Source organism: Phenylobacterium sp. J367 (assembly GCF_024699985.1).
Taxonomy (GTDB): domain Bacteria; phylum Pseudomonadota; class Alphaproteobacteria; order Caulobacterales; family Caulobacteraceae; genus Phenylobacterium.
Genome location: NZ_JAJONA010000001.1, coordinates 4,701,825 through 4,720,634, shown reverse-complemented (window position 1 = coordinate 4,720,634; position 18,810 = coordinate 4,701,825). Strand labels below are relative to the sequence as shown.

Genomic DNA, 18,810 nt, shown 5'->3' with positions numbered 1-18,810 from the left:
GGTGCAGACCGGCTTCACCGAGGCGCAGCGCGCCGACCCGAAGACCCGCGAGGCCGAGGGGATCATCCGCACCTGCGTGCACTGCGGCTTCTGCCAGGCGACCTGCCCGACCTATGTCCTCCTGGGCGACGAGCTCGACAGCCCGCGGGGCCGGATCTACCTGATCAAGGAGATGCTGGAGCAGGGCGGGCCGCCCGCGCCCTCCACGGTCAAACACATCGACCGCTGCCTGAGCTGCCTCTCCTGCGTCACCACCTGTCCCTCGGGCGTCGACTACATGCACCTGATCGACCAGGCGCGGGCCCACATCGAGACGCACCACAGGCGGCCCTGGCCCGACCGCGTGCTGCGCGGCCTGCTGGCGGCGATCCTGCCGAGGCCCGGCCGGTTCCGCGCCGCGATCCGGCTGGCCCAGGCCTTCCGCTTCGCCGCGCCCCTGCTGCCGGGCCGCCTGCGCGGCATGGCGGACATGGCCCCGAAGGCGCTGCCGAAGCCGGACCCCGCCGCCATCCCCGCGGTCTTCCCGGCGGTCGGCGAGCGCCGGGCCCGGGTGGCGCTGCTGGCCGGCTGCGCCCAGACGGTGGTCGCACCCGAGATCAACACCGCCGCCATCCAGCTCCTGATCCGCAAGGGCGTCGAGGTGGTGGTGACTAAGGGCGCGGGCTGCTGCGGGGCCCTGCCGCACCACCTGGGCAAGGAGGCTCCGTCCAAGGCCTTCGCGCGCGCCAACATCGAGGCCTGGACCACCGAACTGGAGTCCGGCGGGCTGGACGCCATCGTGGTCACAGCCTCGGGCTGCGGAACCCAGGTCAAGGACTACGCCCACATGTTCCGGGACGAGCCCGCCTGGGCGCGGCGGGCCGAGCGGATCTCGGCCCTGGCCCGCGACGTCAGCGAGTATGTCGTCGAGATCGGCGGGATGCGGGCCGCGACCAGCGCCCGGCCGCTCCGGGTCGCCTACCACTCCGCCTGTTCGCTGCAGCACGGCCAGAAGGTCCGCGCCGCGCCGGTGGAGCTTTTGCGCTCGGCGGGGTTCGAGGTGGTGGAGTCGGCCGAGAGCCACCTCTGCTGCGGCTCGGCCGGGACCTACAACCTCCTGCAGCCGGAGATCGCCGGCCGGCTCCGCGAGCGCAAGGTCGGCGCCCTGGAGGCGGTTCGGCCCGACGTCATCGCCACCGGCAACGTCGGCTGCCTCACCCAGATCGCCGGCGGAACCCGCGTGCCGGTCGTGCACACGGTGGAACTGCTGAACTGGGCGGCGGGCGGCCCCGCGCCGCGGGGCCTCCTCTAGGCGTCAGAAACAGTTCGTAGCGCTGTCGCGGCGGTGTCACGCCCAGCCCTTATCCAGGGCCCGCGCCGGATGAACTCGCTTTCTGACGTCTGTACCCCGCACCTTGAGGACCAGGCCCCCGTCTGGTCCTCCTTCTTTCGGGGATCAGGCGGCCGCCGGGTAGGTGACGCGACCGACGGGACGGCCGGACAGGTCAAACACCGCCACCTCGGCCGGCACGCCGCGCGCGGCCATGCCCGCCGCAAGATCACGGGCGCTCCGCTCGGCCTGGGCTCCGGACCGGAAGTAGCGGGTCTCGGCGCCGGTCTGAAGGGCCCAGGCGCTCTCGGCGCGCCGCACAACGATCTGCCGCATGTGACTGTACTCCGCAGCTTGTGAGCCGGGGATACACAACCAAGGCGACAGCCGTGTGTCGGTCCGTTGGCGGGGGCCCGGACCCGGGCAGCCGCCTCGCCAAGCGGTGCAATATATCTGTCACCTTACTGTCGGGTCGCTGTCACCGCCGCCTCATAAAACCCGCCCCAGGGCAGGCGGGCGGCTTACTTGGCAGATGGCCAGGGTCGGAATCTCGCGTGCGCCGTCGATGAGCCACGGTGGGAGATTTTCGATGACCGGCGTCAACCAACTGAAGAACCTGCTTCTTGTCTCCCTGAGCGCGGCGGCCCTGGCCTCGTGCGGCGGGGGGTGCGGACAATGTCGCCTCGCCCGGCGAGGGCGCCTTCCCGCCCAACAACGGCGGCAACAATGGCGGAAACAACGGCGGCAACAATCCGCAGCCGGGCCAGCCCGCCGCGGACTGCCCGACCGGCTTCGCGAACGTCGGCACCGTCGCCGGCGGCTCGCTGCGCGCCTGCCAACTGCCCCAGCTCATCACCGGCAACCTGCTGATCCCGCAACGCGCCGGCACGATCTACTCGATCAGCGGCCGGGTGGACGTCGGCCAGGACCGCGGCGCCGATCCGAACAATCCGATCGCCGGCGCCCAGGCGGGGATCCTGACGATCGAGCCGGGCGTCCGGCTCTACGGCTCGGGCGGCCTGGACTACATCAACGTCCAGCGCGGTTCGCAGATCTTCGCCGAGGGCACCGCGACCAACCCGATCATCTTCACCAGCCGCTCGAACGTGGACGGCAATTCCGGGGCCGACCTGATCGGCCAGTGGGGCGGCATCGTGATCGCCGGCCGCGCGCCGATCGCCTCCTGCCCGGCCGGCACGACGCCGCCGAACATCAACTGCGTGGCCACCTTCGAGGGCGGCATCTCGCTCTACGGCGGCAACAGCCCGACCGACAACTCCGGCCGGCTGCGCTACATCCAGGTCCGCTATCCGGGCTTCGAGGTGCAGCCGAACCGTGAGCTGAACGGCATCACCTTCCTGGGTGTCGGCTCGGCGACGGTCGTCGAGAACATCCAGGTCCACAACAGCTCCGACGACGGCATGGAATTCTTCGGCGGCACGGTCCGCCTGAAGCGAATCATCATCACCGGCGCCGACGACGACAGCATCGACACCGACGAAGGCTGGCAGGGCGGCATCCAGTTCCTGATCGCCCGCCAGCGCGCCAACGGCGGCGACCGGGTGTTCGAGCAGAGCTCGGTGGGCGTGCAGACGGCCCTGCCGTCCCGCCCGGTGATCGCCAACTACACCGCCATCGGTTCCACCCGCACCGGCGCCGGCGACATCCAGATCCTGAACACCGGCACCAGCGGCCGGTTCGTCAACGGCATCCACGTGTCGGCCAACACCGCCACCGCCTGTATCGACGTGGACACGCCGTCCACCGTCGCCGCGGCGCCCGCGCTGGGACTCGGTCGTGCTCTCCTGCTCCATCAGCTTCCGCAACGACAGCGACGTCACCGGAGCCGAGGCGCAGGCGCTGTTCGGCGCGGGCACGAACAACAACGCCAGCTTCACGAGCACCCTGACGAACAGCTTCGTCAACGGCGCCAACGAGGCGGCGGTCACCCCGTTCAACCCGTCCACGCTGAACAGCTTCTACGAGAACGTGGCCTACATCGGCGCCGTCCGCGATGCGAACGACACCTGGTGGCAGGGCTGGACCTGCGGCCTGACCAGCGGCTCGAGCTGCTGATCTCGCGGGGCGGGGCCCTCGAAAGGCTCCGCCCTCTCCGCTCCCGGCGCACCCTTGAAGGCGATCTCCAAATGACCAAGAAATCCCGCCCGCTGGCCGGGCTGCTTCTCTGCACGACCGCGCTGCTGGCGCCGGGCCTCGTCCACGCCCAGCAGGCGCAGGACAATACCGAGGTCGAGGAGATCATCGTCCGCGGGAAGTACATCCCCGAGGTGATGCGCGAGACCTCCGAAGTGGCCTCGATCGTTACGCCGGAAGACCTTGCCCGCCAGGGCGACGACACCGCCGCCGAGGCCCTGACGCGGCTGGCCGGTCTCAGCGTCGTGGGCGGGCGCTTCGTCTATGTCCGCGGCCTGGGCGAGCGCTACTCCTCGGCGCTCTTGAACGGCTCGCCGCTGCCGAGCCCGGAACCCCTGCAACGGGTCGTTCCGCTCGACCTCTTCCCGTCGAACGTGCTGGCCGGGGTCAACGTCCAGAAGACCTATTCGCCGAACCTGCCGGGCGAGTTCGGCGGCGGCCTGATCGACATCCGCACCGTCGACATTCCCGACGACCCCTATTTCGCCATGAGCGTTTCGGTCGGCATGAACGACGAGACGACGCTGAAGCCGGGCCTGACCTATTACGGCGGCGACTGGGATGGGACCGGCGTCGACGACGGTACGCGCGAGCTGCCGCTGCTCGTCCGCCGCGGCATCGAGACCGGCAAGCGGATCGATTCCAGCAACTTCACGCCGGATCAGCTGACCCAGATCGGCCGCAGCTTCCAGAACGCCAACATCAACCTGCTGCAGCAGACCAACGACGTCCCGTTCGACGGCAAGTTCGACATCTCCGGCGGGACCTCCTGGAGCTTCGACAGCTTCAACGTCGGCTTCGTCGCCGTCGCCGGCTACGATTCTGAGCTGGAAGACCCGCGACGCCGTCCAGCAGGAGGGCATCGTCAGCCTCGACGGCCTGTCGATCCTGGAGGACCTCCGCTCGAACTCGACGCAGAACGACATCGTCATCAACGGCCTGACCAGCCTGGCGCTGGAGACGGACAACCATACCTTCAAGTGGACCAACCTCTACGTCCGCAACGTCACCAAGGAGACCCGTTCGGTCGAGGGCGACAGCTCGCGGGCCTCGAACTACATCCGCGACGACTGGACGGCCTGGTACCAGCGCGAGCTGATCGACACCCAGCTGACCGGCGAGCACCGGTTCGGCGACCTGGAGATCGACTGGCGCGGGTCCTATGCGCGCACGGAGCGGGACGCGCCCTACGAGCGTCAGGTCCGCTATCGCCTCGTGGACGGCGTGTACCTGCACAATCCGCAGGCCGACGCCAACTTCATCAACTTCAGCGAGCTCGAGGACAAGGCGACCGGCTTCGGTATCGATTTCCGCTACCGGTTCGAGAACCCGCTGATCGCCGACTTCACCGTCTCAGGCGGCTATGCCTGGTACGACAACGAGCGGTTCTCGGATAAGCGCGTCTTCCGCTTCACGATGAACTCGACGCCGTCGATCGCCTTCCAGATGCAGCGCGTCGACTATCTGTACTCGGACTACAACATCACGAACGACGGGCTGATCCTGCGCGAGGTCACCGGTTCCGACGGGGCCGCCGCCTACGAGGCCAGCCTGAAGACCAACGCCTTCTACCTGCAGGGCGAGGGCGAGATCCTGCCGGCGGTGCGCGCCACCTTCGGCGCCCGCTACGAGAGCGGCAAGCAGGAGGTCCAGGCGGTCGACCTGTTCAACGCGGGCGCGGCGCTCGCCGGCAACAAGCTGGACAACGACTACCTGCTTCCCGCCGGGACGGTCACCTGGAACTTCGCCGAGGACCAGCAGCTCCGCTTCGGCGCCTCGATGACCATCGCCCGTCCGCAGTTCCGCGAGCAGGCGCCGCAGATCTACCTGGACCCCGAGAGCGACCGGACGTTCATCGGCAACCCCTATCTGGTCGACTCGGAGCTGGTGAACCTCGACGCCCGCTACGAGCGCTACTTCGACCGCGGGCAGTTCGCGACGGTGGGGGTGTTCTACAAGGACATCGACAAGCCGATCGAGAGCGTCGTCAACGAGTCCGGCTCGGGGCTGCAGCAGAGCTTCCTCAACGCGCCGAAGGCCACGGTCTACGGCGTCGAGGCGGAGTTCAAGAAGTTCTTCGAACCCGAGATGGACGTCGCCGTCCTGCGCGACATGCGGTTCCTGGTGGCCGCCAACTACACCTATACCAAGGCCGAGGTGAAGGTGAGCGAGGGCGATGTCGTCTATCCGCTGACCAACAACGGCGCCCCGGCACCGGCCGAGAACTTCGTCATCGACGGCAGCGCGCTGCAGGGTCAGTCCGAGCACCTGGCGAACATCCAGCTCGGCCTGGAGAGCCTGGACGGGAACACCCAGGCGACCCTGCTCGCCAACTACGCCTCGGAGCGGGTCACCGCGCGCGGCTCGGCGGGCTCGCCGGACTTCGTGCAGGATCCGGGCTGGACGGTCGACTTCACGCTTCGCCAGAAGTTCACCGCCTGGACGCAGCCGTTCACCTTCGGCGTGGAAGCCCGCAACATCCTGGGCGCCGAGTTCGACGAGCATCAGGAACGCGGCGGGGACGAGGTGAAGCTCAACTACTACGAGCTCGGCCGCAGCCTGTCGTTCAGCCTGTCCACACGCTTCTGACGCGCTCGCGACGAGTGTCACGTTAGCTTCATCTAAGCGTCACCGGAACGTCGGCTTCCTCCGCCAAGAGTCCCCCGTCGCCGCCCGCCTGGCGGCCACGGGGGACAGGTTGAAGCTGACGTTGGATAGCCTTCGCGCGGTTCGGCCGCGGGCGCTGCTTGCGGCGATCGAGGTCGGCCTCGCCGTCCTGCTCGCGGTACAGGTCGCGCGGCTGGTCTGGGCCCTCGCGACGCCGCTCGGGCCATTCGGCGCGGCCCAGCCCGCGCCGGCGCCGGCCCGCCCGGCCGCCGACCTCTCGATCCTCGCCAGCTTTGACCCGTTCTTCCGGGGGTCGGCCGCCACAGCGCCAGCGGCGGGCGAGGGGAGCAGCGGCGGGGTCGTCCTCTACGGCGTCCGCGCCGGCGTCGGCGGCAAGGGCTCCGCCATCCTGGCCGCCGACGGCGGGCCGCAGCGGTCCGTGACGGTCGGGGAGGAATTCTCGCCCGGCGTGACCCTGGCGGCCGTGGGTGCCGACCATGTGATCCTCGCCCGCGGCGCCGCGCGCCAGCGCGTCGGCTTCCCGACCCCGCAGGCAGGCGCGGCGCCGGCTCCGCCCGCCCTGTCCTCCGCGCCACTGGAGACGCCCGCCTCGGGCGCCTCGATCGACCCCCCGGCGGCTCCTGGGCCAGACGACACTCGTGCCGCGCCTGCAGGATGGCCAGCCCGCCGGCTACACCATCTTCCCGCGCGGCGGGTCGGACGTGCTGGCCCAGGCCGGCCTGCGCCAGGGGGACGTGCTCCTCGCCGTCGACGGCGTCGTGCTGACGCCGGAGCGCGTCAGCGAGCTGCCCCAGACCCTCGCCGCCTCTACCTCCGCCGAGATCCGCTTCGAGCGCGGCGGCCAGACCATGACCACGCGTGTCCGGATGTCGCCCAAGTGAAGAAGCTGCTCTCCCTCGTCCTGATGGCGACCACGGCCGCTATGCACCTGCCCGCGCCGGCGCTGGCGCAGGAGCAGGTGCTGAACCTGCAGGACGCCGACATCCGGGTGTTCATCCAGGACGTGGCCCGCGCCACCGGCCGGACCTTCATCATCGACCCCCGCGTGCAGGGAAAGGTGAGCGTCGTCAGCCAGGAGCCCCTGAACCGGACTGAGCTGCTCGACGTGCTGATGTCCACGCTCAGGGCCAACAGCCTCGTCGCCGTGCCGACGGGCGCCGGGGCCTACCGCATCCAGCCGGAGGAGGGCGCGGCCCAGCAGCCGGCGACGCTCGGCGCCCAGGCCGGCTACGGCTTTGCGACCCAGGTGATCCGCCTGCGGAACCTCGACGCGGCGTCCGCCGCCGAGACCCTGAAGCCGCTGGTCGGGCGGCAGGGCGCCGTCGTGCCGATCGCACGCGGCAACCTCCTGCTGGTCGCCGACTATGGCGACAACCTGCGCCGCATCCGGGGCCTGATCGCCCAGATCGACGAGGATCGCGGGATCACCCAGACGGTCACCCTCAGGTCGTCCTCGGCGCGCGAGATCGCCGGCGTGCTCAACGACCTGCTGAAGCCGCCGGGCGCCGACCCGCAGGCGCGCAACGGTGTGGTCTCCATCGTGGTCGTGGAGAGCAGCAATTCGATCCTCCTGCGGGGCGACGCCGACGCCGTGCGGCCGCTGCTGGCCCTCGCCGCCGACCTCGACCGCCGGGCCGAGACGGCGGGAGACGTCCGGGTGGTGACCCTGCAGCACGCGAGCGCCGAACAGCTCGTGCCGGTCCTGCAGCAACTCGTCGGCCAGACGCCCTCAGCCCCCCAGACGGCGACGCCGGCGCGAAATGCGACGCAGGGCGAGGCGTCGACCGCTACGCCCGCCGCCACGCCGGCCGGCGCCTCGCGGGCCAACATCGCCCGCTATCCCGGCACCAACTCGATCATCATCGCCGCCGATCCCGACACCCAGCGGATGCTGGCCGAGGTGATCCGCCAACTCGACGTTCGCCGGCAACAGGTTCTGGTCGAGGCCATCGTCGTGGAGGTCTCCGACGACGCGGCCAAGAAGCTCTCCAGCCAGTTCGCGCTGGCGGGCGCGAACGGCTCGGCAATCCCCTTCGCCAGCACCGGCTATTCCAACGCCCAGCCGAACATGACCGCCCTGCTGGGCGCGGCGGCCGGCGAGAAGAACCTGCCGGAGGACTCCCCCTCCTGGCCCAGCTCCGGGCGGCGGCGGCAAGCTCGCTGCTCGCGACCAACGGCCTGCTGCTCGGCGGCGCGGGCCAGAGCGGGGACCTGCTGTTCGGCTTCATCATCAATGCGGTGAAGAGCGACACCCACTCTAACCTGCTCTCGACGCCCTCGATCATGACTCTCGACAACCAGGCCGCGACGATCCTCGTCGGCCAGGAGGTGCCGGTGACCACCGGCGAGGTGCTGGCGGATTCCAACACCAACCCGTTCCGCACGACGGCGCGCCAGAACGTCGGCGTGCAGCTCGAGGTGACCCCGCAGATCAACGCCGGCGGCACGGTCACCCTGACGCTCCGCCAGGAGGTCTCCAGCATCGCGGGCGGCCTCTCCACCTCGGTGGGCGACGTGGTGCTGAACAAGCGGGAGATCGAGACGACGGTGAACGTCGACGACGGCCAGATCGTCGTGCTGGGCGGCCTGCTCGACCACAACGAGGCGCAGACGGACGAGCGCACGCCGCTGCTCGGCGACATCCCGGTGGTCGGCAACCTGTTCCGCAGCACCGGCCGCCAGCAGACCAAGCGCAACCTGATGGTGTTCATCCGGCCGAAGATCGTGCGCAACGCCGCCGACGCCCGCTACGTCACCGGGCCGAAGTACGACTTCATCGTCGGCCAGCAGATGGCCCGCAATCCGGCCCGGCAGGCGGAGCTCGAGCGGGTCGTGCGCGAGTACCTGCAGGTCGAGCCGCCGCGCTACGCGCCGCCCGCGCCGGCCGCCGCCCCATGACCCGGCCGCTCGCCTACGCCTTCGCCAAGAAGCACGGGGTCGTCCTGCTGGAGGACGGAGAGGTCTCCGTCGTCGGCTTGCGCGAAGGCGCGGATCCGCTGGCGCTGGTGGAAGCGCGGCGCGCGCTGCGCACGCCGATCCGTGTCGAGGCGCTGAGCCGCAGCGCCTTCGAGCGCCGGCTCTCCGAGACCTACGCGGGGGAAGGGCTTGGCGCGCCGGCCGACGACCTCGACCTGTCATCCGGCCTCGACAGCCTGGCCGACGAGCTGCCGGCCGCCGCCGACCTGCTGGACGCCCAGGACGACGCCCCGATCATCCGCCTGATCAATGGCGTCATCGCCGAGGCCGTGCGGCAGGGCGCCTCCGACGTCCACATCGAGCCCTTCGAGGACGCCCTGGTCGTCCGACTGCGGGTCGACGGCGTGCTGAAGGAGGTCCTGAACCTCGGGCCGCGGATCGCGCCGTTGCTGGTCAGCCGGGTGAAGGTGATGGCGAGGCTCGACATCGCCGAGAAGCGCGTGCCGCAGGACGGCCGCATATCCCTGACGCTCGGCGGCCGTTCGCTCGATGTGCGGGTCTCGACCCTGCCGGCCCGGGCCGGGGAGCGGGTGGTGATGCGCATCCTCGACCAGGGCCAGGCGCAGCTCGGGCTGGAGGATCTCGGCATGTCGCCGCGCGCCTTCGAGGTGTTCCGCGGCGCGCTCGCGGAGCCGAACGGCATCATCCTCGTCACCGGGCCGACGGGCTCGGGCAAGACCACCAGCCTCTACGCGGGCCTCGCCCTGTTGAACGACGCCACCCGCAACATCCTGACCATCGAGGACCCGGTCGAATACGCGATCCCGGGCCTGGGCCAGACCCAGGTGAACGCCAGGGTCGGCATGACCTTCGCCGCCGGCCTCCGCGCCGTCCTGCGCCAGGATCCGGACGTGGTGATGGTGGGCGAGATCCGCGACGTGGAGACGGCCCAGATCGCAGTGCAGGCCAGCCTCACCGGCCACCTCGTGCTCTCGACGGTGCACACCAACGATGCGGCCGGCGCGATCACCCGTCTGAGGGACATGGGAGTGGAGCCGTTTCTGCTGGCGTCGACGCTGCGGTGCATCGTCGCCCAGCGGCTCGTGCGCCGGCTCTGTCCGAGCTGCCACAGGGCTGAACCCGCCGACGCCGCGGTCGCGAGGCTCGGCGGGCTGAAGGTCGGCGAGACCATCTTCCGGGCTGTGGGCTGCAGCGAATGCGCCAACACCGGCTACGTCGGCCGCGTGGGGATCTACGAGGCCTTGCGGGTCGACGACCGGATCCGGCGGCTGATCGGCGAGGAGGCCGACGAGGCGGCCATCGCCACGGCGGCGTTCGCGGGCGGCGGGATGCTGCAGGCCGAGGCCCGCCGCTATGTCGCCGAGGGGATCACGACCCTCGAGGAAGCGCTGCGCGTCGCCCGCCAGGAGACCGCTCAGGAGGCCGGCGCCCATGTCGGCCTTTGAGTACGTCGCCCTCGACGCCGGCGGCCGAACCCGCCAGGGCGTGGTCGAGGCGGCCAGCGAGCGGGCCGCCCGCGAGGAGCTCCAGGGCCGCAGGCTCGTCCCGGTGCGCCTCAAGCCCGCCGCCGAGGGCGCGAGCGCCTCGTGGCTGCGCCGGCTGATCCCCGACCGGCTGGGCCCGCGCCAGCTCGCGCTGATCACCCGCCAGCTCGCCACCCTGATCGCCGTCGCCCCCATGGAGGAGGCGCTCAGGACGCTCGCCCTTCAGGCGGAACGGCCGGCGGTGCGGCGCGTGCTCAACGCCACCCATGCCGGCGTTCTGGAGGGCTATCGCCTTTCAGACGCCATGGGCCGGCAGGGCGAAGCCTTCCCGCGGCTCTACCGCGCCATGGTCGCGGCGGGAGAAAGCTCGGGCGCCCCTGCCGGAGATTCTCGAGCGCCTGGCCGACCTTCTGGAGCGCGACGAGGAAGCCCGCTCGAAGCTGCTGGTGGCGCTCGTCTATCCCGCCGCGTTGGCCGTGACCGCCCTCTCGGTGGTCGGGGCGCTGATCACCTTCGTCGTGCCGCGCGTGGTCGAGCAGTTCGACAGCATGGGCCAGCGGCTGCCCTGGCTCACCCAGGCGGTCATCGCGCTCTCGGATTTCACGCGTGGCTGGGGCTGGCTGGTCCTGCTTCTCCTGCTGGTCGCGGGCGTGGCCTTCGTCCAGGCGATGCGGCGTCCGGGCTTCCGGCGGGCCTTCGACGAGCGCCTGCTGCGCGCCCCGTTCCTCGGCAAGCTTCTGCGCGATCTCGCCGCCGCCCGGCTGGCGCGGACGCTGGCCACGATGATCGCGTCCGGCGTGCCGGTCCTGGAGGGGCTGAGGCTCACCGCGCCGACCGTCAACAACCGCGCACTGCGCGCCGCCGTCGAGGAGATGGCCACCACCGTCCGCGAAGGGGGCAGCCTCTCGGGGGCCATGCGCCGCGCGGCGGTCTTCCCGCCGATCCTGCTCTACATGGCCGCCAGCGGCGAGAACGCCGGCCGCGTCGACGTCATGCTGGCCCGCGCGGCCGAATACCTGGAGCGCGAGGTGGGCGCCGTCATCCAGGTGGCCATGAGCCTGCTGGAGCCGGCGATCATCATCGTCATGGGCCTGATCGTGACGGTGATCGTCCTCTCGATCCTGCTGCCCATCCTGCAGATCAACACCCTCTCGTACCGCTGAGACCCGAGCCCATGACCGACATTCGCCTATCCCCCCGACACCGCTCCGAGGCCGGTTTCACCCTCATCGAGGTCATGGTGGTGATCGTCATCATCGGCCTGCTGGCGACGGTGGTGATGATCAACGTCCTGCCGAGCCAGGATCGCGCCATGAAGGAGAAGGCCCGCGCCGACGTCGCAGTGCTGGAGCAGGCGGTGGAGAGCTACCGGCTGGAGAACCTGGCCTTCCCGACCACCGAACAGGGGCTGCCGGCCCTGGTCTCCCCCGCCGGCCGGCCTGGCGCGGCCCGACCGCTACCGCGAGGGCGGCTATGTGCGCCGCCTGCCGAAGGATCCCTGGGGCAACGCCTATCAGTACAGCTATCCGGGCGAACACGGGCGCTTCGACGTCTGGTCCGCCGGTGCCGACGGCCAGAAGGGCGGCGAGGGCGATGACGCCGACATCGGCAACTGGACCCTGTAGGCCCGCAGGCGAGCGCGGCTTCACCCTCGTGGAGGTGATGGTCGCGATGTTGGTCATGGCGCTGCTGACGGCGGCCATCCTGCTGACCGTGCCCGATCGGGAGCCCAGGCTCTCCGACGAGGCCGAACGGCTGGCCGGGCGGCTGACGCACGCGCGGGAGGCGGCGCTGACCGCCAACCGGCCGGTGGAGATGGCGTTCGACGGCCAGGGCTGGTCGTTCCGCGAGCAGCGCCGCGGCGCCTGGACGGCGCTGGACGGCGGCCCATTCCGCCCCGGCCATTGGCCGGAGGGCCTGACCGTGGCGGTGGACAGCGCCGATGGCCGCACGGCCGTGCGCTTCGACTCCACCGGCGCTGCCGAGCCCGCCGCCATCCGGCTGGCGAACCGCCGGTCGAACCTATCGGTCGTCGTGGACGCCCAGGGCGAGGTGAGGGTCGATGCGCGCTGAGCAGGGCTTCACCCTCCTGGAGATGCTGGTGGCGCTGGCCGTGCTGAGCCTTGGCGCGCTGGCGCTGCTCAATCTGGCCGGCGAGAGCACGCGGCAGGCGACCGCCGTGGAGGACCGGTTCTTCGCCGGCGTCGTCGCCGAGAACGAGGCCGTGGAGGCCCTGACCGCGCCCGTCGCCCCGGCGCTCGGCGAAGAGGGCGGCGAGGCGAGCCTGGGCGGCCAGACCTGGCGCTGGACGCGCGCCGTGAGCCGGACCACCGATCCCGGCGTCCTGCTGATCGACGTGCGCGTGGCGCCGCGCGGCGGCCGGACCGCCGGCGAGGTCACCGTCTTCCGGGGCGTTCCATGAAGGGCTTCACCCTCGTCGAGATGATGGTCGCCCTGCTGATCTTCGGCCTGGTGGCGGCCGCGGGCGTCAGCATCCTCAGTTTCAGCCTGGACAACCAGCAGGTCGTGCGCGCCCGCAGCCATCGGCTGGGCGAGCTGCAGCGCGCCCGCTCTGCGCTGAAGGCCGACCTCGCCCAGGCGGCGGCCCGGCGCACGCGGGACGAGGACGGGCGGCCGTCCAGCCGCAACCTGGCCGGCGGCGAACAGGCGGTGGGCGGGCCGCTCCTGCAACTCGTCCGGCGCGGCTGGGACAATCCCGACGCAGCGCCACGCGCCTCGTTGCAGGCCGTGGAGTATCGGCTGGCCGACGGGCGTCTGGAGCGCCGCAGCCGCGCGGCGCTGGACGGCGCCGCCTGGCGCCCGCCGCAGGTGCTGTTGACCGGCGTCCGCGAGGCCCATGTGGCCTTCCGGGTCGGCGGCCAGTGGCTGGAGACCCTGCCCAATGGAACCCATCAGCCGCTGCCGCAGGGCCATGCGCCTCGACCTGACGCTCGACGACTATGGCGCGGTCTCGCAGGCCTTCGTGGTCACGGGAGAGGCGGGGTGAGGCGGAAGGATGAACAGGGCGTGGCGCTGCTCACCGTCCTGCTGCTGATGGCGGTGATGGCGACCCTGGCGGCCGGCGTGTTGGAGGAGATCCGCTTCGCGATCCGCCGCGCCGCCAATGCGGAGGCGGTCGGCCAAGCCCGCTGGTACGCCCTGGGCGCCGAACAGCTCGCCCGCGCCCAGATCGCCCGGCTGGCCCAGGCGGGCGTCACCGCCGGCGGTTGGAGCGGACGGACCGTCAGCTTCCCGGTGGACGGCGGCGTGATCCAGGCCCGCATCGACGACGGGGCCGCCTGTTTCAACCTCAACAGCGTCGTCGAGGGTGCGCCGGAGGCGCTGCGCCGCAACGACGAGGGCGTGCGCCAGTTCGTCAACCTCACCGTCGCCGTGGGCCTCGGGCGCCGCGAGGGCGAAATGCTGGCCGCCGCCTTGGTCGACTGGCTCGATACCGACCCCTTGCGGGAGGCCGGCGGGGCCGAGGACGAGTCCTATGGCGGTTCGGACCCAGCGTACCTCACAGGCGCGGCCCCGCTCGCCGAAGCCAGCGAACTGCGGGCGATCCGCGGCTTCACGCCGGAGGTCTACCGCCGGCTTCGGCCCTTTGTCTGCGCGCTCCCGACCACGGCCCTGTCGCCGATCAACGTCAACACGCTGCCCGAGGAGAAGGCCGTGCTCATCACCATGCTGGCGGAGACCCCGCCGGCGACCGAGACCCTGCGCCGGCTGATCGCGGCGCGGCCCGCGGCGGGGTGGACGATCGGGGACTTCGTCGGCCTTCCGGTCATCCAGGCCGCCGCCTTCCCGCAGGCCGCCACGAGCCAGCTCAAGGACCGCTCCGACTGGTTCCGCCTGGAGACCGAGGTGACGCTGGGCGATGCGGAGGCCGTCACCACCAGTCTGCTGGCCCGCGACGCCGCCGGCCGTATCCGCGTCGTCGCCCGCCGCTGGGGACCCGAAGAATGAGACGCACCCGCCTGGTCTTCGCGCCGGCCGATCCTCAGGCCGCTCCCGCCTACCTGCTCCTCGACGCCTTTGGCGACGTGGTCGGCCGCGGCGAACAGCCGGTGACGGCTGGCGCGCCGGACACTGCGACCGCCATCGTCCTGGTGGTCCCCGGCGTCGACGCGGTCGCCCGCTGGCTACAGCTCCCGACCAGGTCCGACGCCCAGGCCCGCGCCGCGGCGGCCCTGATGCTGGCCGACGAGACAGCGTTCGCCGACGAGCCGCTGCATGTGGCGGTGGGGCCGCTGGAGGACGACGGTCATCGCCTGGTCGTCGCCATGGCGGAGAGCCGGCTGCGAGCCTGGCTGGACTTGGCCCGCATCCATGGCCTCCCCGTCGAACGGGTCGTGCCCGAGTACATGCTGCTGCCGGAGCTGGAAGACGGAACGCCTGTGGCGGTCCGCATCGGCGACCTCGTCGCGGTCCGCGGTCGTCGCCTGGCGCTGGCCTGCGAGCCGGACCTGCTGGCGACCCTGCTCCAGCCGCCGCCCGCGGTCGCTGAGGGCGAGGCCGCCGAGCGGCTTCTGGCCGAGGGCGCGACCCGGCCCGGCATCGACCTGCGCCAGGGCCCCTTCGCCCCGGCCGACGGCCAGCGGCCAGGGCGGCGTGACATCGTCCGGGCCGCCGCGCTGGCGGGGGTGCTGTTGCTCTCGCCGATCCTGCTGAACGCCGCCGAGGCCGTTCGCCTCAATCTCGCCGCCGACCGCCTGGAGCGGGCGCCGCGGCGCGTGTCGCCACGGTCCTCCCGGAGGGGACGGCGGTCACCGATCCCGCCGCCCAGGCCGACGCCGCCCTGCAGCGGGCCGAGCTTGGCGCAGGCGGCGGCCCCGCGGGCCTCGCCGCCCAGCTCTTCCAGGCGCTGGCCGGCATCGACCAGGCCCAGGCGGAGGGCCTGATGGCCGCGCCGGACGGCACCCTCAGGGCCACGATCAGCCACACCAACTATTCCGACGTGGAGCTGCTGGCGGCGGCCCTGGCCCGCGGCGGGGTCACCGCGCGCGAGGAAGCCACGCGTGAAGCGGACGGCCGGATCGTCACCGACATCATCGTGGGGGCGCGCCGATGAGGACCTGGTTCGAGACCCGCACCCGCCGGGAGCAGGGGCTGCTGATCGTCATGGGCGTCGGCCTGCTGGCCTTCCTCCTGTGGTTCGGCGCCTGGCGGCCCGCCGCCGAGGCGAAGGCGGCGGCCGAGCGTCGGTACGCCCAGGCCAGCCGCGACGCCGTCGTCGTCGATCGCGCCGTGGCCCGCCTGAAGATCCTGGGTTCGGCGAAGCCCCGCCAGACCCTGCCGCCCGCCGAGGCGGTGAACGCCTCGGCCCAGGCCGCCGGGCTCGTCCTGGCGCGGCTGCAGCCCGACCCGGCGGGCGGCGTGCAGGTGGCGGTGGCGGGTGTCGCGCCCAGCCGCTTCTTCCCCTGGCTTGCGGCGCTGCAGCAGGACTATGGCGTCACGCCCCGCCACCTGACGGTCATCAAGGACGAGGAGGGCGCGCTCTCCGTGGACGCCACCTTCGGCGGGGAAGACTGATGCGGCGCCTCTGGGCGGTGTTCGCCCTCGCCCTGCCGGCGGCGCTCCTCCTGCTCGTCCCGCTGCGCATGGCGCTCGGCTGGATCGACGCCGATCGCGCCGGTCTTTCGGCCCAGGGCGTCGAGGGGACGATCTGGCGTGGGACGCTGCACGACGCCCGCCTCCGGGGGCTGCCGCTCGGCGAGGCGCGGGCCGGGCTCGCCCCGTTCCGCGGCGGCGTCGCGCTGGCGGCGGTGCAGGGGCGGGGCGTGGTCCGGCCGGACGGCGTTTCGGATGTCCACGCAACGTTGCCGCTCGGCGCTGTCGCCTCCGGCCTGCCCCTGCAGGGCGACCTCGGCCTGCGCAGCTTTACCGTCACGTTCCGGGCCGGCGCCTGCCGCCGGGCCGGCGGCGAGGTCAGGCTCTCGAACCTGAAGCTGGGCGCCGTCGCCCCGCCGGGGCTGGAGCTGCGCGGCCAGGCCGCCTGCCGGAATGGACGGCTGGCGATCCCGCTCACCGGCCAGTCCGGCGCCGTGGCCCTTGAGGCCGTGGTCACGGTGGACGGCCGCGGTGTCTACCAGCTCGACACCACCTTGCGGGCCACCGACCCGCTGATCGCGGCGGCGGCCCAGACGGCCGGCTTCGCCCAGGGCCTGGACGGCTTCAGCCGGACCGATCGCGGGCGGCTCGGCGGCTAGCGCCCGCCGATCGGACCGTGGAGCCAGACGATCCAGATGCCGACGGCCAGCGCCACGCCGAACGGCAGGGGCTGTGTCGCCTTCGGCCGCCGGCCGAGGGCTGCGGCCACGCCCACGGCCAGCAGCCCGCCCGCCGCCGCATAGATCAGGGCGCCGGGCAAGGCCATCCAGCCGATCCAGGCCCCGCCGCCGGCCAGCAGCCACGCGTCGCCGCCGCCCAGCCCCTCCCGCCCGCGCAGGCGGCGGTAGGCCCAGGCGAGCAGCGATAGCGCCGCGAACCCCGCCACGGCGCCGATCGCGGCGGCGATCAGCGTCTCCATCCCCCGCGCCGCGCTCACCAGCAGTCCGCTGGCGATCAGCGGGCCCGTGAGGAGGCGCGGCAGCCAGAAGTGCTCGGCGTCGAGCGCGGCCAGCAGCAGGAGCTGCCAGGCGAGCAGGGCGCCGAGGACCCCGGCCGGCTCCGGCTGGACCGCCAGGGACCAGGCGGCGAGGGCGGGGCACGCGAATGTGAAGAGGGCGACTCGCCGGGATTCCGGGCTGGCCCCTGCGGCGGGGAGTCGCACTGAAAGGGTCGCGAGCACTGGTCCGAGGGCCAGGCCGAGCGCGATCGCGCCCCATCCGAGGGGGCCGGGAGCGGTCGGAGGCACTATTCGCCGATCGCTTCCCAGACCTCGTTCGGCGAGACCTGGAAAAGCAGGCTGAGGGTGCGGAGCGACGCGCCTTCCTTGTGCAGCTTGCGGGCGTATTCGACCTGATACTTGGACAGCGCCTTGCGGCTGCCGGCGTTGCGGCTGGACGCCGATCCCGCAGGCATGCGGCTTGGCCGCCGCGCCTCATGGTCCGCGAGGAGCACCAGCACCTTGCGGACATTCTCCGCAGGCGGAAGAGCCTCGATATCGTGCGGTTCGGAGACGATCCGCAGCGTCACGCCCAGTTCCAGGAAGGTGCGGATCAACTGGGCGATCTCGCCGGTGGTGCGCTGGAAGGCGTCCAGGCTGTGGACCATGACCTCGTCGCCGACCTTGAGTCCGGACAGCAGGCGCGTCAGCCGGCGCTGGGCTTCCGGCGTAGGCGGACCTTCTTCCAGGATGAGGTCGCAGGACGCGGCATCGAGCAATCGTCTCTGCTGCGCCGGGGGGGCATGCCCGCAACTTCTCGAACGATGCCGTAGCGCAAGTTGGTGCGGGCCCCGACATCTCCTGGCGCGGCGCCGATGCGGCTCCGCCTCCCCTCCGGACGGGCAATATCGATACCGAGTGCGACAACGGGGTGTGGCTAGAATGACAGTTTTGCGACAATCCCCAATTTAAGAGAACGTTGTTACTAGTTGTCGTCTGTTTGTCACCGTCTTGTTGCAAATCGCGAAAACTGTGCCCAAGCTTCCTTCAACCGGCGCTTCGAACCGCCGAGATATGAGGAGGAACGCAGATGCGCATCATGCTCTGCATCGCCGCCGTGGCCGCCCTGGGCGCCGCGCCGGCGCTGGCCCACGAACCCGCCAAGGCCGCCAATGCCGCCGCGCTCGGCAGGGACGCCGCCCAGACGACCAAGAGCCCGCGCCAGGTCTATGTGTGCGACGACAGCGCGATGACGAAGCGCGGCTTCGCCCGGGAATTCGGCTCGGCCGAGTTCGTCACCGCCCAGCAGGTGGTGAGCGGGGAGGCCGGGACCGCCCCGCGCTGCGTGACCAAGGCCGAGGCCCGCAAGCTGAAGCAACTGGCCAGCGCCCGCTGATCCTTGGCTGCTAGAAGGTGACCCGTCCCACGAGCTGGAAGACGGGTCCCGCCTCCTCGCGCTCGAGTTCGTACTCGTCGAAGTCCCGGTCGATCTGGTCCTCGATGGTGTCGAACTTGTTGAACGTCTCGCGCTTGCTGCCGTCGAACGTCCTACAGGCGGACGTGGAGGGCCTGACCCTGATGCGCGAGGGCGGGACAACCTGGCTGATCGCGTCCGGCCAGGACGACAGCGACACCGACGGCGAACAGCCCGCCGCCGGCCGCGACCGCCAGAACTTCAAGCTGGTCGAATGGCGCGACGTGAAGGCGGCGCTGAAGCTCCCCTAGCTCGGGCCGACCGTGCCCTGACG

General features: G+C 71.6%; 21 protein-coding genes and 3 pseudogenes. 21 read left to right on the top strand and 3 right to left on the bottom strand.

Going from position 1 to position 18,810, the window contains the following annotated elements; all coding sequences use genetic code 11:
* The first annotated feature begins 1 nt into the window (after position 1).
* Positions 2-1,291 (top strand): glycolate oxidase subunit GlcF, encoded by a 1,290-nt coding sequence (glcF, locus tag LRS04_RS25110; RefSeq protein ID WP_257818794.1) that lies wholly within the window; start codon positions 2-4, stop codon positions 1,289-1,291.
* A gap of 144 nt (positions 1,292-1,435) precedes the next feature.
* Here glcF and LRS04_RS25105 read toward each other — a convergent pair whose 3' ends face one another.
* Complete coding sequence (locus LRS04_RS25105; RefSeq protein ID WP_257818792.1) at positions 1,436-1,645, bottom strand: hypothetical protein; 210 nt, start codon at positions 1,643-1,645, stop codon at positions 1,436-1,438.
* Positions 1,646-2,220: 575 nt separating this feature from the next.
* Here LRS04_RS25105 and LRS04_RS25100 point away from each other — a divergent pair.
* From LRS04_RS25100 to gspN, 18 genes and pseudogenes are all read left to right on the top strand, one after another.
* Positions 2,221-4,860 carry a TonB-dependent receptor plug domain-containing protein gene (locus LRS04_RS25100; protein ID WP_257818791.1) on the top strand — a complete coding sequence of 880 codons (2,640 nt, stop codon included), beginning with the start codon at positions 2,221-2,223 and terminating at the stop codon, positions 4,858-4,860.
* A gap of 19 nt (positions 4,861-4,879) precedes the next feature.
* Positions 4,880-6,052, top strand: a complete 1,173-nt coding sequence (locus LRS04_RS25095) for a TonB-dependent receptor domain-containing protein (RefSeq protein ID WP_308238437.1) — start codon at positions 4,880-4,882, stop codon at positions 6,050-6,052.
* Between the two features lie 109 nt (positions 6,053-6,161).
* A pseudogene (locus LRS04_RS25090) lies at positions 6,162-6,542 on the top strand (type II secretion system protein N); the annotation flags it as partial.
* 187 nt (positions 6,543-6,729) lie between these two features.
* Positions 6,730-6,972, top strand: a complete 243-nt coding sequence (locus tag LRS04_RS25085) for a hypothetical protein (protein WP_257819274.1) — start codon at positions 6,730-6,732, stop codon at positions 6,970-6,972.
* Entirely contained in the window at positions 6,969-8,333 is a 1,365-nt protein-coding gene (locus LRS04_RS25080; RefSeq protein ID WP_257819253.1) for a secretin N-terminal domain-containing protein, read from the top strand. The genes LRS04_RS25085 and LRS04_RS25080 overlap by 4 nt, the downstream gene beginning before the upstream one ends.
* Positions 8,330-8,989, top strand: a complete 660-nt coding sequence (locus LRS04_RS25075) for a hypothetical protein (RefSeq protein ID WP_257818789.1) — start codon at positions 8,330-8,332, stop codon at positions 8,987-8,989. Before LRS04_RS25080 ends, LRS04_RS25075 begins: the two co-directional genes overlap by 4 nt.
* Entirely contained in the window at positions 8,986-10,473 is a 1,488-nt protein-coding gene (gene gspE, locus LRS04_RS25070) for a type II secretion system ATPase GspE (protein WP_257818788.1), read from the top strand. Before LRS04_RS25075 ends, gspE begins: the two co-directional genes overlap by 4 nt.
* A pseudogene (locus tag LRS04_RS27340) lies at positions 10,382-10,828 on the top strand (type II secretion system F family protein); the annotation flags it as partial. The gene gspE and the pseudogene LRS04_RS27340, both read left to right, overlap by 92 nt.
* Entirely contained in the window at positions 10,779-11,675 is an 897-nt protein-coding gene (locus tag LRS04_RS25060) for a type II secretion system F family protein (protein ID WP_257818787.1), read from the top strand. The pseudogene LRS04_RS27340 and the gene LRS04_RS25060, both read left to right, overlap by 50 nt.
* Positions 11,676-11,686: 11 nt before the next feature.
* Positions 11,687-11,884: pseudogene (locus LRS04_RS28570) on the top strand (prepilin-type N-terminal cleavage/methylation domain-containing protein); the annotation flags it as partial.
* Between the two features lie 103 nt (positions 11,885-11,987).
* Positions 11,988-12,137 carry a type II secretion system protein GspG gene (locus tag LRS04_RS28565; protein ID WP_374577014.1) on the top strand — a complete coding sequence of 50 codons (150 nt, stop codon included), beginning with the start codon at positions 11,988-11,990 and terminating at the stop codon, positions 12,135-12,137.
* Positions 12,106-12,585 carry a GspH/FimT family pseudopilin gene (locus LRS04_RS25050; protein ID WP_257818785.1) on the top strand — a complete coding sequence of 160 codons (480 nt, stop codon included), beginning with the start codon at positions 12,106-12,108 and terminating at the stop codon, positions 12,583-12,585. The genes LRS04_RS28565 and LRS04_RS25050 overlap by 32 nt, the downstream gene beginning before the upstream one ends.
* The gene (gene gspI / locus LRS04_RS25045; RefSeq protein ID WP_257818783.1) at positions 12,575-12,934 is read left to right on the top strand and encodes a type II secretion system minor pseudopilin GspI; all 360 of its coding nucleotides are present in this window, start codon (positions 12,575-12,577) and stop codon (positions 12,932-12,934) included. The genes LRS04_RS25050 and gspI overlap by 11 nt, the downstream gene beginning before the upstream one ends.
* Complete coding sequence (gene gspK, locus LRS04_RS25040) at positions 12,931-14,481, top strand: type II secretion system minor pseudopilin GspK (RefSeq protein ID WP_257818781.1); 1,551 nt, start codon at positions 12,931-12,933, stop codon at positions 14,479-14,481. The genes gspI and gspK overlap by 4 nt, the downstream gene beginning before the upstream one ends.
* A complete protein-coding gene (gspL, locus tag LRS04_RS25035) occupies positions 14,478-15,416 on the top strand; it encodes a type II secretion system protein GspL (RefSeq protein ID WP_257818780.1) in 939 nt (312 codons plus the stop codon). The genes gspK and gspL overlap by 4 nt, the downstream gene beginning before the upstream one ends.
* Positions 15,416-15,586 (top strand): hypothetical protein, encoded by a 171-nt coding sequence (locus LRS04_RS25030; protein WP_257818778.1) that lies wholly within the window; start codon positions 15,416-15,418, stop codon positions 15,584-15,586. Before gspL ends, LRS04_RS25030 begins: the two co-directional genes overlap by 1 nt.
* The gene (locus tag LRS04_RS25025) at positions 15,583-16,047 is read left to right on the top strand and encodes a type II secretion system protein M (RefSeq protein ID WP_257818777.1); all 465 of its coding nucleotides are present in this window, start codon (positions 15,583-15,585) and stop codon (positions 16,045-16,047) included. The genes LRS04_RS25030 and LRS04_RS25025 overlap by 4 nt, the downstream gene beginning before the upstream one ends.
* A complete protein-coding gene (gspN, locus tag LRS04_RS25020) occupies positions 16,047-16,724 on the top strand; it encodes a type II secretion system protein N (protein ID WP_257818775.1) in 678 nt (225 codons plus the stop codon). Before LRS04_RS25025 ends, gspN begins: the two co-directional genes overlap by 1 nt.
* Here gspN and LRS04_RS25015 read toward each other — a convergent pair.
* A complete protein-coding gene (locus LRS04_RS25015; protein WP_257818774.1) occupies positions 16,721-17,287 on the bottom strand; it encodes an A24 family peptidase in 567 nt (188 codons plus the stop codon). The two genes, gspN and LRS04_RS25015, sit on opposite strands and share 4 nt — an antisense overlap.
* Before the next feature lie 83 nt (positions 17,288-17,370).
* On the bottom strand, positions 17,371-18,006 hold the full coding sequence (locus LRS04_RS25010) for a recombinase family protein (RefSeq protein WP_257819252.1): 636 nt from the start codon (positions 18,004-18,006) through the stop codon (positions 17,371-17,373).
* A gap of 146 nt (positions 18,007-18,152) precedes the next feature.
* Between LRS04_RS25010 and LRS04_RS25005 the strand changes: the two genes are divergently transcribed.
* Entirely contained in the window at positions 18,153-18,458 is a 306-nt protein-coding gene (locus tag LRS04_RS25005) for a hypothetical protein (protein ID WP_257818773.1), read from the top strand.
* A 134-nt stretch (positions 18,459-18,592) separates the two neighbouring features.
* On the top strand, positions 18,593-18,787 hold the full coding sequence (locus LRS04_RS25000) for a hypothetical protein (RefSeq protein ID WP_257818771.1): 195 nt from the start codon (positions 18,593-18,595) through the stop codon (positions 18,785-18,787).
* Positions 18,788-18,810 lie beyond the last annotated feature (23 nt).